The 19,272-nt window shown below is 42.5% G+C and carries 22 protein-coding genes, 1 pseudogene and 1 riboswitch; of the genes and pseudogenes, 17 read left to right on the forward strand and 6 right to left on the reverse strand.

Features of this window, described 5'->3' with window-relative positions; all coding sequences use genetic code 11:
* Positions 1–233 precede the first annotated feature (233 nt).
* The 8 genes and pseudogenes from spoIIID (at position 234) to AAEO50_RS00235 (ending at position 5,572) form a co-directional block, all read left to right on the forward strand.
* Entirely contained in the window at positions 234–494 is a 261-nt protein-coding gene (gene spoIIID, locus AAEO50_RS00200) for a sporulation transcriptional regulator SpoIIID (RefSeq protein WP_032086905.1), read from the forward strand.
* A gap of 703 nt (positions 495–1,197) precedes the next feature.
* Complete coding sequence (locus AAEO50_RS00205) at positions 1,198–2,217, forward strand: rod shape-determining protein (RefSeq protein WP_341979163.1); 1,020 nt, start codon at positions 1,198–1,200, stop codon at positions 2,215–2,217.
* Between the two features lie 99 nt (positions 2,218–2,316).
* The gene (locus AAEO50_RS00210) at positions 2,317–3,156 is read left to right on the forward strand and encodes a flagellar hook-basal body protein (RefSeq protein WP_341979165.1); all 840 of its coding nucleotides are present in this window, start codon (positions 2,317–2,319) and stop codon (positions 3,154–3,156) included.
* Between the two features lie 40 nt (positions 3,157–3,196).
* Positions 3,197–4,039 (forward strand): flagellar hook-basal body protein, encoded by an 843-nt coding sequence (locus AAEO50_RS00215; protein ID WP_341979166.1) that lies wholly within the window; start codon positions 3,197–3,199, stop codon positions 4,037–4,039.
* Positions 4,040–4,054: 15 nt separating this feature from the next.
* Positions 4,055–4,330 carry a DNA-directed RNA polymerase subunit beta gene (locus tag AAEO50_RS00220; protein ID WP_341979169.1) on the forward strand — a complete coding sequence of 92 codons (276 nt, stop codon included), beginning with the start codon at positions 4,055–4,057 and terminating at the stop codon, positions 4,328–4,330.
* A 124-nt stretch (positions 4,331–4,454) separates the two neighbouring features.
* Positions 4,455–4,889, forward strand: a complete 435-nt coding sequence (fabZ, locus tag AAEO50_RS00225; RefSeq protein WP_341979171.1) for a 3-hydroxyacyl-ACP dehydratase FabZ — start codon at positions 4,455–4,457, stop codon at positions 4,887–4,889.
* 95 nt (positions 4,890–4,984) lie between these two features.
* Positions 4,985–5,202, forward strand: a pseudogene (locus AAEO50_RS00230) (hypothetical protein).
* 82 nt (positions 5,203–5,284) lie between these two features.
* Positions 5,285–5,572 carry a hypothetical protein gene (locus AAEO50_RS00235; RefSeq protein ID WP_341979173.1) on the forward strand — a complete coding sequence of 96 codons (288 nt, stop codon included), beginning with the start codon at positions 5,285–5,287 and terminating at the stop codon, positions 5,570–5,572.
* A 33-nt stretch (positions 5,573–5,605) separates the two neighbouring features.
* Here the strand turns inward: AAEO50_RS00235 and AAEO50_RS00240 are convergent, their stop codons facing one another.
* Entirely contained in the window at positions 5,606–6,115 is a 510-nt protein-coding gene (locus AAEO50_RS00240) for a class D sortase (RefSeq protein ID WP_341979175.1), read from the reverse strand.
* An 80-nt stretch (positions 6,116–6,195) separates the two neighbouring features.
* The gene (locus AAEO50_RS00245; RefSeq protein WP_341979177.1) at positions 6,196–6,531 is read right to left on the reverse strand and encodes a helix-turn-helix domain-containing protein; all 336 of its coding nucleotides are present in this window, start codon (positions 6,529–6,531) and stop codon (positions 6,196–6,198) included.
* 257 nt (positions 6,532–6,788) lie between these two features.
* Between AAEO50_RS00245 and tapA the strand changes: the two genes are divergently transcribed.
* The 6 genes from tapA to AAEO50_RS00275 all read left to right on the forward strand — a co-directional run bounded on the left by tapA (position 6,789) and on the right by AAEO50_RS00275 (position 11,327).
* On the forward strand, positions 6,789–7,664 hold the full coding sequence (tapA, locus tag AAEO50_RS00250) for an amyloid fiber anchoring/assembly protein TapA (protein WP_341979179.1): 876 nt from the start codon (positions 6,789–6,791) through the stop codon (positions 7,662–7,664).
* A gap of 1 nt (position 7,665) precedes the next feature.
* Complete coding sequence (gene sipW / locus AAEO50_RS00255; RefSeq protein ID WP_341979181.1) at positions 7,666–8,256, forward strand: signal peptidase I SipW; 591 nt, start codon at positions 7,666–7,668, stop codon at positions 8,254–8,256.
* Positions 8,257–8,328: 72 nt separating this feature from the next.
* On the forward strand, positions 8,329–9,009 hold the full coding sequence (locus tag AAEO50_RS00260) for a TasA family protein (RefSeq protein ID WP_341979183.1): 681 nt from the start codon (positions 8,329–8,331) through the stop codon (positions 9,007–9,009).
* Positions 9,010–9,053: 44 nt separating this feature from the next.
* Positions 9,054–9,935, forward strand: coding sequence for a TasA family protein (locus AAEO50_RS00265; protein ID WP_341979185.1), 882 nt, complete (start codon positions 9,054–9,056; stop codon positions 9,933–9,935).
* A gap of 63 nt (positions 9,936–9,998) precedes the next feature.
* Entirely contained in the window at positions 9,999–10,634 is a 636-nt protein-coding gene (locus AAEO50_RS00270) for a TasA family protein (protein ID WP_341979187.1), read from the forward strand.
* Positions 10,635–11,027: 393 nt separating this feature from the next.
* A riboswitch (cyclic di-GMP riboswitch) is annotated at positions 11,028–11,158 on the forward strand.
* Positions 11,159–11,189: 31 nt separating this feature from the next.
* Positions 11,190–11,327, forward strand: coding sequence for an anti-repressor SinI family protein (locus tag AAEO50_RS00275; protein ID WP_341979188.1), 138 nt, complete (start codon positions 11,190–11,192; stop codon positions 11,325–11,327).
* A 33-nt stretch (positions 11,328–11,360) separates the two neighbouring features.
* Here AAEO50_RS00275 and AAEO50_RS00280 read toward each other — a convergent pair whose 3' ends face one another.
* Together AAEO50_RS00280 and AAEO50_RS00285 are read right to left on the reverse strand one after the other, a co-directional pair.
* Positions 11,361–11,681, reverse strand: coding sequence for a helix-turn-helix domain-containing protein (locus AAEO50_RS00280; RefSeq protein ID WP_341979190.1), 321 nt, complete (start codon positions 11,679–11,681; stop codon positions 11,361–11,363).
* 93 nt (positions 11,682–11,774) lie between these two features.
* Entirely contained in the window at positions 11,775–12,215 is a 441-nt protein-coding gene (locus tag AAEO50_RS00285; protein ID WP_341979192.1) for a YwpF-like family protein, read from the reverse strand.
* Between the two features lie 263 nt (positions 12,216–12,478).
* Between AAEO50_RS00285 and ssb the strand changes: the two genes are divergently transcribed.
* The 3 genes from ssb to AAEO50_RS00300 all read left to right on the forward strand — a co-directional run bounded on the left by ssb (position 12,479) and on the right by AAEO50_RS00300 (position 14,480).
* Entirely contained in the window at positions 12,479–12,847 is a 369-nt protein-coding gene (gene ssb / locus AAEO50_RS00290; RefSeq protein WP_341979194.1) for a single-stranded DNA-binding protein, read from the forward strand.
* Between the two features lie 18 nt (positions 12,848–12,865).
* Positions 12,866–13,039, forward strand: coding sequence for a hypothetical protein (locus AAEO50_RS00295; RefSeq protein WP_341979196.1), 174 nt, complete (start codon positions 12,866–12,868; stop codon positions 13,037–13,039).
* A 1,012-nt stretch (positions 13,040–14,051) separates the two neighbouring features.
* Positions 14,052–14,480 (forward strand): hypothetical protein, encoded by a 429-nt coding sequence (locus AAEO50_RS00300; protein ID WP_341979198.1) that lies wholly within the window; start codon positions 14,052–14,054, stop codon positions 14,478–14,480.
* Between the two features lie 287 nt (positions 14,481–14,767).
* On the opposite strand, the gene AAEO50_RS00305 is transcribed toward AAEO50_RS00300, so the two are convergent.
* Positions 14,768–17,596: a DEAD/DEAH box helicase gene (locus tag AAEO50_RS00305; RefSeq protein WP_341979200.1), complete on the reverse strand. Its 2,829-nt coding sequence runs from the start codon at positions 17,594–17,596 to the stop codon at positions 14,768–14,770.
* Positions 17,589–19,241 carry an SWIM zinc finger family protein gene (locus AAEO50_RS00310; RefSeq protein WP_341979202.1) on the reverse strand — a complete coding sequence of 551 codons (1,653 nt, stop codon included), beginning with the start codon at positions 19,239–19,241 and terminating at the stop codon, positions 17,589–17,591. Before AAEO50_RS00310 ends, AAEO50_RS00305 begins: the two co-directional genes overlap by 8 nt.
* Positions 19,242–19,272 lie beyond the last annotated feature (31 nt).

Here is a 19,272-nt window from a genome sequence, read left to right on the forward strand (position 1 = left end):
GGGACCTCGGCTAATAAAATGATACAAACCTATCAAAATAGAGAGTGTTTGAGGTGAGGAATCGTCATTTTACTACTTCATAAAGCCGAAGAATCTGTTCATACGTTGTAAGATCAGGAAGCCGTGGCATTAAATAAGCTTTCTGCCGCTATGAGCGGTCTGTACTATTTCATTGATGATATAGCGAGTCTCATTTCACACTTCTCACATCCAATTTAGGGAGGTCGAGTGGTGTGCACGATTACATCAAAGAGAGAACAATCAAGATTGGCAAGTATATCGTGGAGACGAAGAAAACTGTTCGTGTCATTGCGAAGGAGTTTGGCGTGTCCAAAAGTACTGTTCATAAGGATCTAACAGAACGACTGCCAGAAATTAATCCAGAGCTTGCAAATGAAGTGAAAACGATACTTGATTATCATAAATCAATTCGTCATCTACGAGGTGGAGAAGCCACAAAGCAAAAATACAAAAAAGAAGAGCTCCACAGCTGATCAAAATACGCCAAGCTACGCATTGTTGCGCTTGGTGTATTTTTATTTTTGTGGGGTGAAAAGTTATAAAGGATGTACAATTGAAAAGCGGTGCCAGGCACAAATCGCCTGTTTTGTGCCAGGCACCGTTCTTTAAGTAGAATATTGTTTGACCGAGCGCTCAGTCAACAAAGGTAGTGATAGTAGTTAATAATTATATTAACCCTCTCCAGCAGTTGATTGGAGTGGAAGACGAAGACTCCTGCGGGAAAAGCGACTAATGTGAGACCTGTCTAGCTGCGGGGCTTAGAGGCATATGTCATAAGTCAACTTGTCCAAGAAGGCAAAGAACGCCTTCGTGGCCGATTCGCCTTATGCCACCCGCCTCTGAACAAAGCCCTTCCGCTTTTCTGCCCGCAGGAGCGCAGCGACGAGGAGGCTCACCAACCGCCCGCGGAAAGCGAAGTCTTCCACGGAAATCAACAGCGTCAATCAATGGCCATACAAATTAATGCCCCTGTAACAAAAAACATCAACACAAAATATATTTTCAAATAAATAACAATAATAATACATTTTTTTGACAAAGAATACGTTCTTTCGACACATTTGTGGTAAAATAATATATTAGGTGAAAGTTTTGCCTTATCGTATTTACGTAATGACAAACCGATAAATAACTGACATATAAATGATGTGGTATTGAAGAAGGGAGTAACACGAAATGTTTGCGAAAGATATTGGTATTGACCTGGGGACAGCGAATGTCCTGATCCACGTAAAAGGAAAAGGGATCGTTTTAAATGAGCCATCGGTGGTGGCTCTCGATAAAAATACAAATAAGGTCTTGGCAGTCGGTGAAGAGGCTCGCCGCATGGTGGGGCGTACTCCTGGAAATATCGTTGCAATCCGCCCTCTGAAGGATGGCGTTATTGCAGACTTCGATGTAACCGAAGCGATGCTGAAGCATTTTATCAATAAATTGAATGTAAAGGGTTTCTTATCGAAGCCTAGAATCTTGATCTGCTGTCCGACAAACATTACAAGTGTTGAGCAGAAAGCGATCAGGGAAGCAGCTGAAAAGAGCGGCGGAAAGAAAATTTATCTTGAAGAAGAACCTAAAGTCGCTGCAATCGGTGCCGGAATGGATATTTTCAATCCGACAGGGAATATGGTTGTCGATATCGGCGGCGGAACAACGGATGTTGCAGTCCTTTCGATGGGGGATATCGTGACGGCCCAGTCCATCAAGATGGCCGGGGATAAATTTGACCAGGAAATCCTGAACTACATCAAAAAAGAGTACAAGCTTCTGATCGGTGAACGGACGGCGGAAGATATCAAGATCAATATCGGGACAGTGTTCTCAAGCAAACGTGAAGGTGAAGAAGAGTTTACGAACGAAATGAACATCCGCGGACGTGATATGGTATCGGGGCTGCCTCGTACGATTACAGTGACTTCTAAGGAAATTGAGGGAGCACTCAAAGAATCAGTTGCCGTCATTGTTCAAGCAGCTAAAAATGTCCTTGAGAAAACCCCTCCTGAGCTTTCAGCAGACATCATCGACCGGGGAGTAATCATTACTGGCGGAGGCGCTCTATTACACGGCATGGATCAGCTTCTTGCAGAAGAATTGAGAGTCCCTGTCTTTAAAGCGGAAAACCCAATGGACTGTGTGGCAATCGGTACAGGGTTGATGCTTGAAAACATTGATCGAATTGCACGCAGAAAAATCGGTTAACGTCACAGGAACTTTTTGGAATAATAGAGGTTTTTATAAAAAGCAGTCCAATTCGTCCGATAGTAGGATGGAAGAGCAAATTCGTAAAGAGGTGGAAGTATGTTTCGTGGTTTTTATACAGTGGCAACCGGAATGATTGCGCAGCAGCGTAAAACAGAAATGCTGACCAATAATATGGCGAATGCAAATACTCCTGGATATAAGGCTGACCAGGCATCGATGCGTGCTTTTCCAGAAATGCTTTTAGAGCGGTTGGACTCGGCTCAGGTCCCGACTGAAAAGAAGCTTTCCATTCCTTTTAATCAAAAAGTCGGTCCAATAAATACCGGCGTATATATGCAGGAAACCACACCGAACTTTTTACAGGGCGATTTGCAGGAAACGGGCAGAAAGGCCGATATCGCACTACTGAATGGGAATATGCCATTGGATGAAGAAACCGGTGCGGCGGGCTCGGTATTTTTGACAGTGGAAGGCCCGGATGGACCCAGATACACTCGGAACGGGAATCTGACAGTGAACGGAAACGGCTTTTTGACAACGAATAGCGGATATTATGTGCTGGATGAGAATGGCGAGCGGATCCAGTTGGAAACCGACGATTTTGAGGTCGGAGATACGGGAGAAATACTTGTGGAAGATGCGGTTGCGGCAAGGCTTGGAATCGGTTTTTCAGAGAATCCGAACCTTATGGTCAAGCAGGGAGACGGCTTGTTTGCAACAGAAGGAAATGAACCGCTTCAGAGTGCTTATGAAGCAGACGGTGTCGTTTTTTCAACAAAGCAGGGATTTCTTGAGCGCTCTAATGTTGACGCTTCCCGCACAATGACAGACATGATGACAGCATACCGAGCATTTGAGGCAAACCAGAAAGTGCTTCAAGCCTACGACCGCAGCATGGAGAAAGCTGCAAATGAGATCGGGCGGGTAAACGGATAGTCATCCAACGTGAAATACCTTATAATAAAGGGGAATTGACATGAACCGGACAATGATAACAGCGACGAATACGCTGGGCCAATTGCAGAAACAAATGGATATGATCGGCCAGAACCTGTCAAATGCGGAAACGTCCGGCTACAAACGGAGAGAGGCGACTTTCTCTGAATTAATGGTGCAAAACGTCCGTAATCAGGGAAGGACTGACATGGAAATCGGCAGACTTACACCACTTGGAATAAGAGCGGGCACGGGGGCGAAGCTTTCCCAGGCTCAGTTGATCTTATCTCAAGGTTCGCTGAAATCCACAGGACGGTCGCTTGACTTGGCATTGACCAGTGACAGGCAGTTCTTTAAGGTCCTTTCTCAGGATGGAGATACGAATGCTGTCCGGTACACCAGGGATGGTGCGTTCTTTGTAAGCCCGATGGGGAACGGCGAGTCGATGCTTGTGAATGGAAACGGCCATCCTGTCCTCGATGAGAATGATAATTTCATCACGTTTTCTGAGGAAGCCTCCAATTTTGAATTGGGGGACAACGGGGTGCTCACGATTTCAGCGCCGAATGGTGAAGAATCACAAGTGGATTTAGGAATAGTTTCCATTGAAAAACCTCAATTCTTAAGTCAATATGGAAGTAACCTAGTAGGTCTTCCTGAGAATTTTGACCAGCTGGGAGTCGGTGAGGATGAAGTGCTGACCAACTTGACCGGCGGCGCCAGAACCGGCATCTCAATGGTACAGAATTCACTTGAATCCTCAAACGTCGATATCGGAAAAGAAATGACAGATATGCTGAATGTTCAACGATCCTATCAGTTTCAGTCGCGTTCAATATCGCTTGCAGATCAAATGATGGGCCTCGTGAATGGTATACGCTAAAAGGAGTCTTAAGCTATGAGTGAAAAAGAACTGGTACAAGAAGCGAAAACAAGAGAATCAATGAAAGCTGAGAAGAAGGACAAGCCGAAAAAAGAAGCAGCACCCAAACGCTGGGTACGCGTACGGATGCTTCCGATCTGGCTCAGAATCCTCCTGGTTATTCTCTTTCTTGCGGCCAGTCTTGCTCTCGGAGCCATGATTGGCTACGGCGTCATCGGGGACGGCAACCCGGCTGATGTTTTCAAAAAAGAAACCTGGCAGCATATAGTTGATATAGTGATGAAGAAATAAGTTATGAAGGCCCGTCCCTCAGTGTGTTAATGCACTAAAGGGCGGGCCTTTGTCTGCTATTCCAATCTTCCCGGGATTTATGTACAATGAAGGAAGGCTAGATATTACAGGAGGTACATAAAAGATGCTTGATATTAATGAAATCAAAGAAATCATTCCACATCGCTATCCGTTTTTGCTGGTGGATCGAATTTTAGAAGTCGAAGAAGGCAAGAAAGCGGTTGGAATCAAAAATGTAACCGCAAATGAAGAGTTCTTTAACGGACACTTTCCTGACTACCCTGTAATGCCGGGTGTCCTGATTGTTGAAGCATTGGCCCAGGTTGGTGCAGTGGCGATGTTGAAGAAAGAAGAAAACCGCGGCCGCTTGGCTTTCTTTACCGGTATCGATAAATGCCGCTTCAAACGTCAGGTAAAGCCTGGAGATCAGTTGAAGCTTGAGGTCGAAATGATTCGTTTCAAAGGCGTAATCGGCAAAGGAAAAGGCATCGCAACGGTTGACGGAGAAGTGGCGTGTGAGCTGGAAATGATGTTTGCACTTGGTGAGAAAGAAGAATAGGATTTTTGGGAAACTGGTTTCGAGGTGACGTTTTGGTCACTGAGGGGCCGGTTTTTTTGTTTGTACTGTTTGTTGGTGTTAACTGGTTCCAGCTTTTGATTGGAGTGCAAGACGAAGACTCCTGCGGGAAAAGCGTGTTAGGTGAGACCCCACAGGAGCGCGGCGACGAGGAGGCTCACCAACCGCCCGCGGAAAGCGAAGTCTTGCACGGAAATCAAAAGCGGCATTCAAAGGTAAAATAACGCGGTGTTTTAGGGGAATACTTTTACCAACAAAAATTCAAAAACTAATCACAACCATGCAAGTAAATTAATTTTCAGGGAATGCTAACCACGAAAGACCATAAATAACGGTCTTGCATCAAACAATCCAAGTGTAGAAAGGAGTTATACATCATGAGCAAAAAGTTAGTATCGATCCTAAGTGGGTCAGCAATGGCAGCAATGCTTCTTGTTGGGTGTAACATGAACGATCAGGAGCCGCCTCCGGAGGATAATGGTGTTGAAGAAAATGGCGACATGGACATGGAAGAAGACAACGGCATGAACGATAACACAGAGCCTGCAGAAGAAGATAAAAACACTCCAAATGACAAAGATCCAGCAAAAGATCCAAACACGCCTGAAGAAGATGCAGTAGAAGACGACATCGATATGCAGGATGCGGATAATAAGGACGAGTAATAAAAGTAGCGTAGAGGCAAAGTGCTTCTACGCTTAATTAATTCTACGGGCGTTGATTATGTATCTTTCTTCTGTGCTTGATAAGTATTCGAAGGGATAGCAGGTAGATAAAGTGAGTATTTCTTCAGGAGAAGTCGGCTGTAACACTGAAAGGTCGGTTTCTTTGACAATAAACGTTTCAAATACTTCATATTGATGAGTCCCAGATTCCATCTGAATACTGAGTGTGTCTCCTTTTTCAATTTCCCCCATGCTTTTGAAGACTGTGTCTCTATGACCTGCTAGAAAAATTCGATTCTTTTGACCGGGTAAGTTGGTTTCAGAATAATGACCGACTCCTTTTTCCAATTCTTCTTCTTCCGTTCCTTCAATTATCGGCAGTTCTTTTTTTAGTTTAGGGATTGTGAGAATTCCTACTACATCACCTTTAGAATAATGATATGAAACTGCATTAGTTGTTTCGAGATTACTTTTTTTTCTAGAAGTATTAACAACTTCTTTAGCCTCTTGCAACGCTTTATCTTCTTGGATTTTCTGATTCATTAAATGATAGCCCGAGTATCCCAGTAATATTAACCCTCCAAATAATAAGAAAAAACTCATGAGTTTGAAAAAGTTAAACTTCAATTTGAATTTCTCCTTTTAAATTGAACAAATTGAATATATTCTAGAAATTCTTGTTTTGTTAATCCTTCATCAATTGCCAATTTAACTAATTGCAGCCATTCATCATCAATGAAGAATTCTTTATCATAGTTTTTTGGCAATAATTGATTAAGTGAAATATTAAGACTATCAGCCAGCTTTTGTAGTATTTGAATGCTGGGATTCTTTTGTAATCCTCTTTCTATGGAGCTTATATAAGATTTAGAGATATCTGCTTGTTGAGAAAGTTCATTGATTGTCATCCCTCGATCTTCTCGATAATGCTTTAATAATTCACCTACCAATTCACTCATTCCTTCCTTGTTCCTTTTATTCATTATATAGAACATTTCGTATTTTATAAAAAACAAAATAGTGAGAAATACAGAGATATTTCGAAATAAAGAACGTATTCATACTGTTTTATAGAACATTTGGAGTAATTTGAGACTTTTTTCCTGTATTTAAATCCCATATACTTGCCTTATGAGTTCTTTAAAAAGAACAAAAAGTACTTTGCAAAAAACAATGCCAGATAATTATCCATTAAAGAAGAGGGGATAACATGCGGGTGACTAGATTGAAAAAGTTTAAGAGTAGGTATAGATCTTTTCTTGTTGCATTCCAAATATTGACGATCTGGTACTTCATGATGATATCTGCACTACAGCTTAATTCGTTTACAAATGCAGCATTCAATGATGTTGAAGAACAGGATGCCTCACTCCATGTAAGTTGGTACATAGATGACTGGGATAAAAGTTCTTTAAGTTTCGATGGAATGCAAAAAGGCGGTCAATGCGGAAAGATTTTCGCTGATATTTCAAGAGGGGAAAATAAAATTATTTTCTCTACATGGGTGTATGAAGTATTTAAAGTATCCAAAAGTAAAACACCAATAGGGGAGGCAATCGATTCAGGGGTCATTTCAAAAAATGAGATAAATCAATCAGATCGAACTGCTAGACTCGTTTCAGAGAAAATAACTGAAAATGGTAAGTATCAATTTAGAGTAAAAAGACCACTCGGGCACCCCGGGGACAATCAACCGGATGAACAAGGATATTCTTATATGTGGAATGAAGGGGTTATCGAAGTTAAAGATTGTGTAGAACCACTTGCAACACCAAAAGAAGAACGAAAACAAGAATCCTCTGAAGATACATCAAACAATAAGGATGAAACAATTTCACCTAGTGAAACAGAAACAAAAGAAGAAAGGATCCCTATTACTCCTGATACAGAAACAACCGAAGAACAAGAAGCACCAGCCCAAGAGCCTCCTTCTAGTGAAGTAGAGTCAGAGGGTCAGGATAATGCAGATGATGATAAAAAGGATGAGGAAGTAGAGCCACCTGTCGAACCTGACCCTGAAACAGAAGAGGAACAAACGAGTAGCACATCACCAACAGAACCAAGTACAAAAGATGGAGGAAAGGAAGAGTAAAATGACAAAAACAAAATGGTGGAAATGGACTTCGAATATTCTCTACGGCGTAATGTTTATTTTCTTACTAACAATGATCATCATTGTGATGTCTTCAAGGGCATCAGGAGGAGAACCCGAATTGTTTGGTTATCAACTAAAAACAGTTTTATCCGGATCAATGGAGCCGACATTTAAAACTGGATCTCTTATTCTTGTAGAAAAGTTAGAAAACCCTACAAATCTCAAGAAAGGTGATGTAATCACCTTTCAGCAGGATGAAGCCAATGTAGTTACTCATAGAATCATAGAAGTTCTTAAGCAAGGTGACAATACTTTTTATCGAACACAAGGAGATAACAATCAGGATGCTGACACCAACCCGGTCCTATCGCAAAACATCGTAGCGAAATACAGCGGCTTCACCATTCCATTAATCGGCTACTTCTTACAATGGGCAAGTTCTCCATTGGGAACAGGCATCTTATTGATTGTTCCAGGCGTGCTTCTTCTTGGTTACGCAGGCTGGACCATTCGCCAAGCGATTAAAGAACTTGAAACCAAAATGAAAGAAGCAGCAAAGCCAGAAGACGCAGAAAAAATCGTTTCTTAGGTTGAGTCCCTTTTTCAAGGGTTCACATACATACCCAATTCAAGGGTGAAAACTATTAGGGAGGAATTTTAGATGAGTATTAAAAAGAAAATGGGCTTAGGCATCATGGCTGGAGCACTTGGTGTGTCATTGATTGGTGGAGGAACTTGGGCAGCGTTTAATGACGTGGAGGAAACTTCCAATACGTTTGCTGCAGGGACGTTGGATCTTGTTGTCGGTGAAGCAACTACAATGGACTTCGTAGTGAAAAATTTAAAGCCAGGGGATTATTTTACAAAAGAACTTGTATTGAGCAATAATGGTTCATTAGATATTAACCAGATTAACGTACATGCAACAATGGAAGAAGGACCGAATAAGTGGGAAGATAAGGATGAATTAGATTTGGCCTCTAAGTTCCCAGGAGTGGATACAACAAATTCACAAGAAGATTTCTTATCCCAATTTAAAATTACAATTACACCTCAAGGAGAAACAGAGTCAGTCTATGATGGAACATTAGAGGAATTGGTAAGTGGAACCGGTGTGGGTGAACTAACAGATTCAACCGATCAAGAAATTGGTCTAGCAGCGGGGCCTAATTCTCAAAAAACATATGAGGTTAAGGTAGAGTTTGTGGAGGATTCAACTCCATTTTCGGGTAGCCGCTTACACCAACAAAACAAATTCCAAGGCGAAAGCTCAAACCTGAAATTCGTATTTGAAGCTACACAAATGCCTGGCCAAGATCGTTCTAATAACATTTCTGAATAAATAGCCTGATATTTTATTAATCAAACAATAGGAGGAGAATATAAATGAGTATTAAAAAGAGATTAGGTTTAGGAGCAATGTCCGCTGTAATGGGACTATCATTAATTGGTACTGGTACTTGGGCTGCTTTTAATGATATTGAGTCTGTGCAAGCGAAAGTTGGAGCAGGGGAGTTAAACTTGGATCTTAAGCAGCTTGGTAATGGTCCAATTGATTTTAAGATTTCTAATTTAAAGCCAGGCGACCATATGACAAGAACAATCAAGTTAGACAATATTGGAAGCCTAGCGATTAAGGATGTTCTTATGTCAATAGAAGGGGTTGAATTTGAAAACTATGCTCCTGATACAGTAGAAGATGCAGGATATGGTGATACTGACACATGGGGAGATAATACTGCAATTGAATATCTACAGCAATTCAAAGTATCGGTAATTAAAGTTGGAGCTGAAGGTGGAGCGGGTGGTTTTCCATTAGATATCATTCCGAGTACAGCAAACGTAACCTTAGCTGATTTTTATTTAGCATCCGATTCAGTTGCAGGAGATCAACATAAAATTGATAATGGTGCTACCAACGCTATGATTAGTGCAGCCAAAACTCTTGTTTATAACAGTATTAACCAAGTTTATATAGATGATAATTCAGACCGACTAAATGTATCTACCATCAATCCGGATAAATGGACTGGTTTACCAGTTATTCCTGGGGATGATGATAATCTACAAATAAAAATTGAATTTGTAGAAAGTAATGATGATACAAATTCAGATGGGACACATGATCAAAATATCTTCCAAGGTGACTCTGCAGACATTACATTCCAATTCGAAGCACGTCAATGGGGAGGTCTTAATGTAAAGGACAGCGATATGAAAAATGGTGTTGTAGAGACTAACAAAAAAGCAAACTCACAAACAAACTAATTATTTATCAGGGAGTAAGGAGAACACCTCTCCTTACTTCTCTTTAAAAAAAGGAGAATTACTATGAAACATTTTTTTGGAAAAGTAATCATTCTCTTCATAGCCTTCCTCATCTTCTCTCCAAATATATATCAAGCTGAGCAAGATCATTATATTGAACAGAAAGAGTTAGATATCTCAACCAGCCCTCATAAAATCTTCTTTAATATTAGTAATTTAAAACCCGGCGACAAGATCACGAAACAATTGACTGTGCTAAATAAAGGAACTCAGGATTTCACCTACCTTTTCACTAATAAATTTATTACTGGCTCAGGAAAATTTTATAACGAGCTGCGTTTAGAAGTGAGCGATAATAAGGGTAGTCTGTTTAAGGGTAAATTAAAAGATTTTCATAAGCTGGAGTCGCGTGAATTAAAAACATCTTCTTCAGAAATCCTCATTTTCACTGTCGAGGTACCATTCGAGCTTGGTAACGATTTTCAAGGACTTAACAGCGAATTTCAATTTAAAGTATTTGTAGAAGGTACCTTAGGCGGGGTACTCCCCGTAGATGGCCCAAAACTTCCTGTTACCGGAACGGAGTACTATAAGATCCTGCTATTGGGGGTAGCTGTTTTTACAAGTGGAGTAACTCTCTATTTCTACAGTAAAAAAAGAAGAAGCGATATTCTAAAAGTTTACAAGGAAGTGAAATAATTATGTATAAAAAAGTATGTACACGGTGCACAAGATCTTCCTTTAGCAGTACCGAAACTGGTCAATGGATTTGCCCATCATGCGGACATGACCTGACTGATCAATCTTTTTATGACTCCAATACCTTCCAGAATATTAATGACAAAGTCCTTCCTTTAAAAAAGAAATTAGAGGCTTATCGCAATCAATATAGTAATAAATATTCGTGGTAATTCGACACGAGTTTCCTCTGTTCTTTCTTTTAAGGAGATAATCTTGAGTAATAAAGTATACTCCTGTCAAAACATAACTAATTATGTAGGAAAAAAGTGTATAATTAATTGTCAGAAAAGACAAAAAACTACAGTTTTTAAAGTTTTTCATTAGTATAATGGGAATAGTTCCAAGTGATTAGTCAGACAAAGGCAAACCTATTGAAAGGTAGGGACGCAAAGTCACAGATCTAAGGTAAGAAAATGCGTGCGATTAGGGAACCTACATAGAAAAAGTGCACATTGGACGACTAAGATGGCTGGATTGCCTGAAATACATATTTGTATTTTGGGAGGAATGTAATTGGATAAGCGTGAACTGGATTTAGAATGGATTGAACTAGTCAAACAAGCATTGGATGCAGGAATTTCAAAAAAAGATATTAGAGAATATTTACAAAGTCATAGCCAAAAAGCAGCTAACGAATATAAAATCGTGTAAATTTAAAAAGTCTTGCAACCCGCTTGCAAGACTTTATTTATTACCTAATTTCCATTTATTAAATTCGATAAATTCACGAAATTGTTCCTTCGTTATACCTGAATCCATCGCTTCCTCTGCAATCTTGATCCACTCGCGATCGACTGCAGTTTCCGCGGATTCATCATGTAATAAAGCGTCCATCGGAATACCCAAAGCGGCAGAGACTTTTTCTAAAAACTGAATGGATGGGTTTTGTTGAATATTGCGCTCAATGGAGCTTAGATATGACTTAGCAACCCCAGCTTTTTCAGCCAGCTCTGTCATAGACATTCTTTTTTCCTGTCTATATTTTTTCACTCTTTCCCCGATCATGGTGGACACCTGCCTATAAAATCGTTTCGATAATCTTATTATAACAAAAGGTCAACATCTACTCTATAGGAAGTTTGCTTATTCACTTAGAAATTAGACGCTCGGCTTTGACGTTGCCGGAATGCGCGGCTTAGACACCATTTTTTCCCGGAATTCTTTCATCAGTTCGTCACCCGAATATCCTCTTTGCAGCAAGTCATCCAATAAAAGCTCGGCATATTCGTTACGCTGCTTCTTTAATTTCCCTTCAAATAAAATACTCATGCGGCCGTCCATTTTCTTGATGCAGCGTATGGATGTCATGAAAGCAGCAGGATCATTGGCTTTATGGGAGATCACGACCTGTATTTCCAAATCACTTTTTTTCTGCTGGGCATTTTGGAAAAACTCAATGTGATCTTGCGGCATATATGTTTCGACGAGCCAGGTACTCTTCTCATCCTCTTTATTGATGATCAGACCGTCCTCAATTTCGAAATCCTGGAGTTCATCATTATCAACTACCTGAAGTGAAATCACTTTAAAGGTTTTCATGAACGAACATCTCCTATAAATAGGTTTTAGTTAAAAAAATTATATCACAGTGAGAAAAGAATCCCTAATAAGAAAAAGTGTCAAAAAAGTTAAATTTCGAATATTTGAACTTTTTTTAATGTGAAAATAGGAAATCTCCCTAGGGGAATTTGCCTAATCTGAGGCAGTTTGGGCTCCAAATTTAAGAAATTTGCCATTTTACAAGCCTGAAAGGAGAGGTGTAAGATGAAATCATTCCAAAGAGAAGGGAGTGTTGAACGAAGGTGATCAATCAAGTAACCCTGGTGGGCAGGCTGACCAAAGATCCTGAAGCAAGGAAGACGACGGAAGGCAAATCGGTCCTCAATGTAACGGTTGCCGTGAACCGCCAGTTTAAAAATCAGCAGGGACAAACCGACGCAGATTTCGTATTGTGTAAGATTTGGAATAAGGCTGCGGATAACACGGAGAAATACTGCCGCAAAGGCTCGGTTGTCGGAATCACGGGCCGGATTCAAACCCGCAATTATGAAAATGATCAAGGAAAGCGGATCTACGTCACGGAAGTAGTCGCGGAATCGATTCGGTTCCTTGATACGAAACCGCCGGCTGAAAGGGAAGAGAAGAAAGAACCGGTTGAACTGCCATTTTAAAAGAAGGGAGGGAAGCAAGTGGCAACGCTGGAATCCCTGGAACAACGAATCGATCGACTGGAAAAATTGAATGAAGATTTGATCAAAAAAGTAGCAAGGGCCAATGTCGAGAATTTCTATCTTTCACAACGGGTCACCGCCCTAGAACAAGGCTACGAGTACCCGAAAGCTGTCCTGCAAACCACATCTTAAGGAATCCTTCGCATATGTCTCCAACTTAGAATTCTTCAAACGTACACCCTATTCGTTATAATTTCTGTCCAACCTATAAGCATTTGTCTCAAAGTCCAATTGTCATCATGTCACCGCGTCATCCCTCTAACATACCTCGTTAGAAATAGATTATTGTAAGTAAGTAGTGAAGTAGTTTTGTAAGTTCCCCAATATGTCTTCATGTAGGGTCGGTTTCCTTGGGAGCCGGCTGTTTTTTTGTGGATTTTTTTGAGGAGAAGGGGAATTTTGCGTTAAGAATCGGTTGTTTAATAGGGTGGGAGAGAGGGCAAACGGAGGGGAACCCTAGTTTATGATCCGTTCTGGGGATTTATGATCCATTTCCGGAATTTATGATCCGTTTTCAAATTTTATGATCCGTTTTCAAATTTTATGATCCATTCGAGAAAAATACGATCCATTTTAGAAATATATGATCTTTTAAGAATTATTCTAATTTAGTAGCAGTTTTGTGGATTTGTTCTGCTGATCACCGCTGTTGATTTTCGTGCAAGACTTCGCTTTACGTAGGTGACCAGTGAGCCTCCTCGGTCAAGGGGGGGACTGTCTAATTTAGTTGGAGGGGTATAGAGGCATATTGAATAACCCAAATCGACCAAGAAGGCAAAGAACGTCTTCGTGGCCAATTCATCTTATAACCTGCCTATGAACAAAGCCATTCCCTCTAATAGGAGTCTTCGCCTTGCACTCCAATCAATTGCTGGAACAGACTTTTCTCACAAGGAGGTGAGCTACTTCCATGAAAACTATTCTTACTCAATCTAAAATGCAAATAGAAAGGAAATATTAGCATGTAAGCCTTTATTACTAATTTAAAAGTGAAATACAACAAAAATTGACAAAATATTCTTTCTGTTTGTGGTAGTATTGGTGCATCCCTTTGTAAACTAATCTTATGACCATCATCATGAATCATACATAATTAGAGCTATAAGTGAATTTTCTATTTATTATTGAAGGAGGAACTTTTAACATGAAGAAATTATTAACAGCTACATTGGGTATAGGTTTTGCAATGAGTTTACTGGTATCGGGTGTATCGGCTAAGAGTACCATCGTTCCTGGTCACCAGACAGATGATGGCAGTATTCCAGTGGGAGATGTAACAGGCAAGTATACTGAAGAGAATGGCGTTTATCATTATAACGTTCAATATCGTGGTGACTTTGGAGGAGACCCTTATCTAGACAGTGGATGGATGATCAATCACATCACTAACATGGAAACGGGTGAAAAGTATTTCTACCTTATTGTTCATGAAACTGACCCGCGTTACACGGGAGAAGGAACTCCGGTGTGGGGGAGTTGGGAATACCACCTTGGGGTCAGTGGGAATCAAACTGATCCAGTAGACAATGGTGTAATTGATATTAATAAACCTAATCACCCTGTGAAACGCTAAGAGAAACGGCTGGCAAGCAATCAGCAAGAGATAGGCTTAAGAGCCTATCTTTAAAGATTAGTTTACAAAGTGGCTGGTCCTACTAACAGGGAAAAGATTGTATAAGTCACATTTCAATTTTTCTATTATAGACAGCTCTGTTTTAATCAAAGAAAAGAGCCGTGATTTCTAGTGTGAAATCGACGGCTTTTTTCATTGTGATTTTGATTGTTAATTCAGGGGTTTATTATCGCTTTCTCCACCTTAACCGAACGGGATATTAAAAGAAAGGGGGTCTACCACTAAATCTATTCCAACACCAACAACGACTCCAGATCCTGATCCGACAATTCGGTAACCCACTGGTCGCTTCTGATAATTTCGTCATTCAATGCCTGTTTCTTCTCAAGCATCGCATCGATTTTCTCTTCAAGCGTCCCTGATGACACCAGCTTATGGACATGGACGAATCGCTTCTGCCCAATCCGATACGCACGGTCGGTGGCCTGGTTCTCCACAGCGGGATTCCACCAGCGGTCGTAGTGGACGACGTGGTTGGCGGCTGTCAGGTTCAATCCGGTTCCGCCGGCCTTCAGGGAAAGAAGGAAGACCGGGAATTCACCGTTTTGGAATTGTTCCACGAGTTGATCGCGTTTTCCTTTGGGCATGCTTCCATTCAGGAATGGAACATCGACATTGAATTCCTTTTTCATGACTTCCTGAATCATTTCACCCATTGAAATATACTGGGTGAATATCAAGGTACCCTCGCCTGATTCCAGGGCGGTTTCCACGATATCCTTCAGCTTCTGCATTTTTTCGGAACGGGTCAGGATCGACCTTGGCGCAGGTTCTTTCAGGTAGAGAGCAGGGTGGTTACAGAGCTGCTTCAACTGATTCAGCATTTGCAAAATCAGGCCCTTACGTTCGAACCCGCTCAGCGTCTCGACCTTCGTCAATGTTTCCTGCACGAGCTGTTCATAGAGTGCGGCTTGCTCAGCCGTTAAGCTGCAGTATTCCTTTTGCTCGATTTTCTCGGGAAGATTAAGCTCGACTTCAGGATCCTTCTTCGTTCTGCGCAGCAGGAACGGCTTGATTTTTGCCTGAAGCTCTCGGACCTTTTCCTGAGACTCGTCTTTTTCGATCGGTGCAATATAGTTTTTCTGATACTGCGTGAATCCACCGAGGTATCCATGGTTCAGGAAATCAAAGATGGCCCAAAGCTCTGAGAGGCGATTTTCCATCGGCGTTCCAGTCAGCGCGATATGATGCTTTCCTTCCAGCTTGCGGATGGCACGGGATTGTTTTGTATTCGCATTCTTGATGTTCTGTGCTTCATCCAGGGAGATCGAGCTCCATTCAACTTGGGACAGCTCATCAAAATCGATGTGAGACAAGCCGTATGAGGTCAGGACGATATCCATACCTGCGGTCCGCTCAGAAAATTTCTCCTCTTTCGCACGAGAAGATCCATAATGAAGATGAACCTTCAAATCAGGAGCGAATTTCTCAATTTCACGCTGCCAGTTCCCAAGCACGGAAGTAGGAGCAATGATCAGAGCCGGTGTCTCAGGGTTCTCCTCAGCCTTTACATGAAGTAAGTATGTGATCAGCTGAACCGTTTTACCAAGCCCCATGTCGTCGGCAAGGCAGGCACCGAAACTGAATTTCCGTAAAAAGAGCATCCAGCTCATACCGAGCTGCTGATACGGTCGAAGCTCCCCGTGGAATGCCTCAGGCGTATCCACTAAAGGAATCGATGATACATTCGTCAGCTGGCTGACAAGCTTCTTTAACGAACGGTTCAATTCAAGCTGAATCCGGGCGTACTTATACGGATCGTGCTCGTCATCATCCTCTGCCGCATCATCCTCGTCATCACGCGGAAGCAGTTCCTGCTCCAGCATATCCTGAATCGAGATGCCTTCCTGTTTCGCTTTCGTCATCATCTGCTGGATGCGCCGGATCATCGCCGGGTCCAGCTTCATCCACTGACCGCGGATTTTCACCAGCCTCCGCTGGTCATCTACCAGCTTATTAAAATCATCTTCTGATAAATTGACCCCGTTCATGGACAGGCGCCAGTCAAAATCGAGCATGGCATTCAAGCCGACAAACGACGGCCGGTAGCTGGTGTCCGTATTTTTCAACTTAGCCTTCACCAACACCTGTGCATCTTTCATCGCTTCCCACCAGGAAGGGAGGAGGATTTCAATATCTAGGTCGATCAGCTTTTCACTCAAAACCGATAGGAAATCCCACGCATCATGCTCGCTGAGGGAATCGGTCAAATTGCCGTCGCTGTCACGGAGCATCGGCATCATCTTCAGCCAGCGTTCCTGCTCTTCACGCACCTGAGGCAAATGACCTTTCCAGGAAGGCGGCACAGTATCTTGCGCTAATGAAATAACCCGCTTTGCCTTCTTGCGGTCCCGTAAAATCGTCTCGAGCTGCCACGTTTCATCCTCATCGAGAGGCTCCGAGATCCGTAGACCGATCGAAAACGGCAGTTCCTCATCCTCTTCACCGCGGATCCACTCACTCCAGCGCTTCTCATCAAAATAAGCATGAAGCTCCTCGGAAGTGAGCGTACTTTCTTTCAGCTTCTGAATCCTCTTCATCGCATCGGATCCGCCGGCAGCCATCGCCTCATTCAGCGACCCTTCAAACCACTGCTGCGTTAAAGCGGCGAGGGACGGGCCTTCAGGGAGGTCCTCCTGCCAGAATTCTTCGTTAAAGTTTTCCCAGACTTCATCGGGGATGTGGAACTGGAGTCCTTTTTCCTGCCATTCCTGGAAGCGGGGGAGCCAGCGTCCGGCTTCGATCGCTTCATAAATGACGGGCGCAATGGCGTTACAGGCCTGGCCGGTTTCGTCCCAGTCCCAATCGACCATCCCGCTGAAATGTTCCTGTGCAAGCAGGGTAAGAAGCTGCCACTGAGACACAACGAGCCCGTCGCTTACGATCGTGTCGTTAAGCAGCGTCCCGTAGTGAGTGTCTTCATGCCAAAGGAACAGTTGGCTCATCCACTCTGAAGGCTGCAGCAGGTCACCATCACCGTTTTCCGCAGTCAGATAGAAACGGTCTTCATATTTAGTTGCGTCTACATTGATTTTCACGGAAGACAGTTTAAGCATCAATCAACTTTCCCTTTCTGCATTCTTCTTGAAACGCACGTAATCGCTTGTATTTTTCAAGGGTATACTCAAGATAAGCATCCCATTTATCCGTTTGCTTCAGCTTCTTATAAATCGTCCGAATCTTCTTCATATAGCGGACAGCGTACTTGTAGCTGTCACGGTTTTTCTGCTCGATCGCATCAGTCACTCCATTATAGTAGAGCGGCAGTGCGAGCTCAGGTGACTCTTTGTACACCTGAGGCAGGCCCATGTTTTCCATTTCAGGGATTGAGTAGCCCATGTATTTCTGCAGCTCCACCCATTCGCGATAGGATTTCGAGTTAAGCAGAAACTCTGTGTAGCTGTAGTAACTGAACGGTAGCATCGAGAGCAGGAGTTCCCTTAAAAATGCAGGGTCCCTTTCCATCAGCCATTCTGTCGGAAGCTTGCGGACGAACCAGCGGACGAAGCTTGACGCTTCATAATGTTCACGCTCTTCGATATAAGACGGAAGCCTTTTTAAAATCGCCTTTAACAAAAGCAGCAGTGCTTCGTATCTTTTCGACAGCACGAATTTCACCAGCCAGAACTCTGAATAAACGACAAGCTCCGTTCCAATCCGTTCAACCATTTCCTCTGCTTTTTCCAAATCATCAAGCAACAGATATTGATGAAGCAGGGCAATTTTGATGAATGGATCATCAAGCGTATCAGAAGCCTCCAATCGACTTACTTCATCACGCCGCCAAGCCTTTTGTTTAAACAGATAGTACCAAATGAAGCGGTACACCTCGGCTTTGATCGTAGTACTATGTGCTGGGTCCTCAGTCATCCCTGCTGACTTTTCTTTTAAGAAGGCAATGAACGGGTCGAAGCTGAACGGCATCGCATGTACGGAAAGCTTCTCGACCGCGTCCTCCATTTCATCCAATAGATAATCGAACAGGGCATACTGCTCCCGATTCAATTCGAGGCCCCTATTTTGTATAAATAAATCCACTTTCAGCGTGAGAAAGAAGGTGGCGAACAGCTGATAAAGAGGCTTCCATTCACGTTCAAATGGTGCTTCTTTTCTAAAGCGCTTGTAGATATTCTGCATAATGACGTCCATCAGATAAGGCTGTCGTTCGAGAAGCTGCAAATCGTCATTTTTTAAAAGCGTCTCGAAAAACTCCCACCACTCGTCAGGCGAATCACCTCGTGTTTTTCGTTCCTGCAATAAGTCACTGGCTTTCCGGAGGGCACCAGTGCTGCTGTGTTTCTTCAATAAATCTTCCAGTGAAGATTTGTCATCTGTAACCGAAGCGGGAGAGCTTTCCTGGCTGCGCCAGTCCTGAATCCATTCACTGACACGGGCCACCTTGTTGTAAATCATGAAAAATACGGCCATCTGATGCCGGCACCAGCCTGAGTATGGGCATGAGCACTTACTCAGCAGAGGAAATTGTAAATCAAGGCGCACCGAAACAGGCGTGACGTCCTGAACATCGGCGCTTGCTTCCTCCTCGCGCACCTTTACATTCGAGACCAGGTTTTGACGAAACAAAAGAAGCCCTTTTGAGACAATATTACGTCCTTCGTCAGTCCCGGGGTTCAGCTCACCCTGTATCGACCGACTCATCGGAATCAATTTATCATTCAATTCTTCAATTCGAATCGCCATCCAACAATCTCTCCCATCTATAAAATCGCAT

The sequence above is a fragment of the Rossellomorea oryzaecorticis genome (assembly GCF_038405515.1).
Taxonomy (GTDB): Bacteria; Bacillota; Bacilli; order Bacillales; family Bacillaceae_B; genus Rossellomorea; species Rossellomorea oryzaecorticis_A.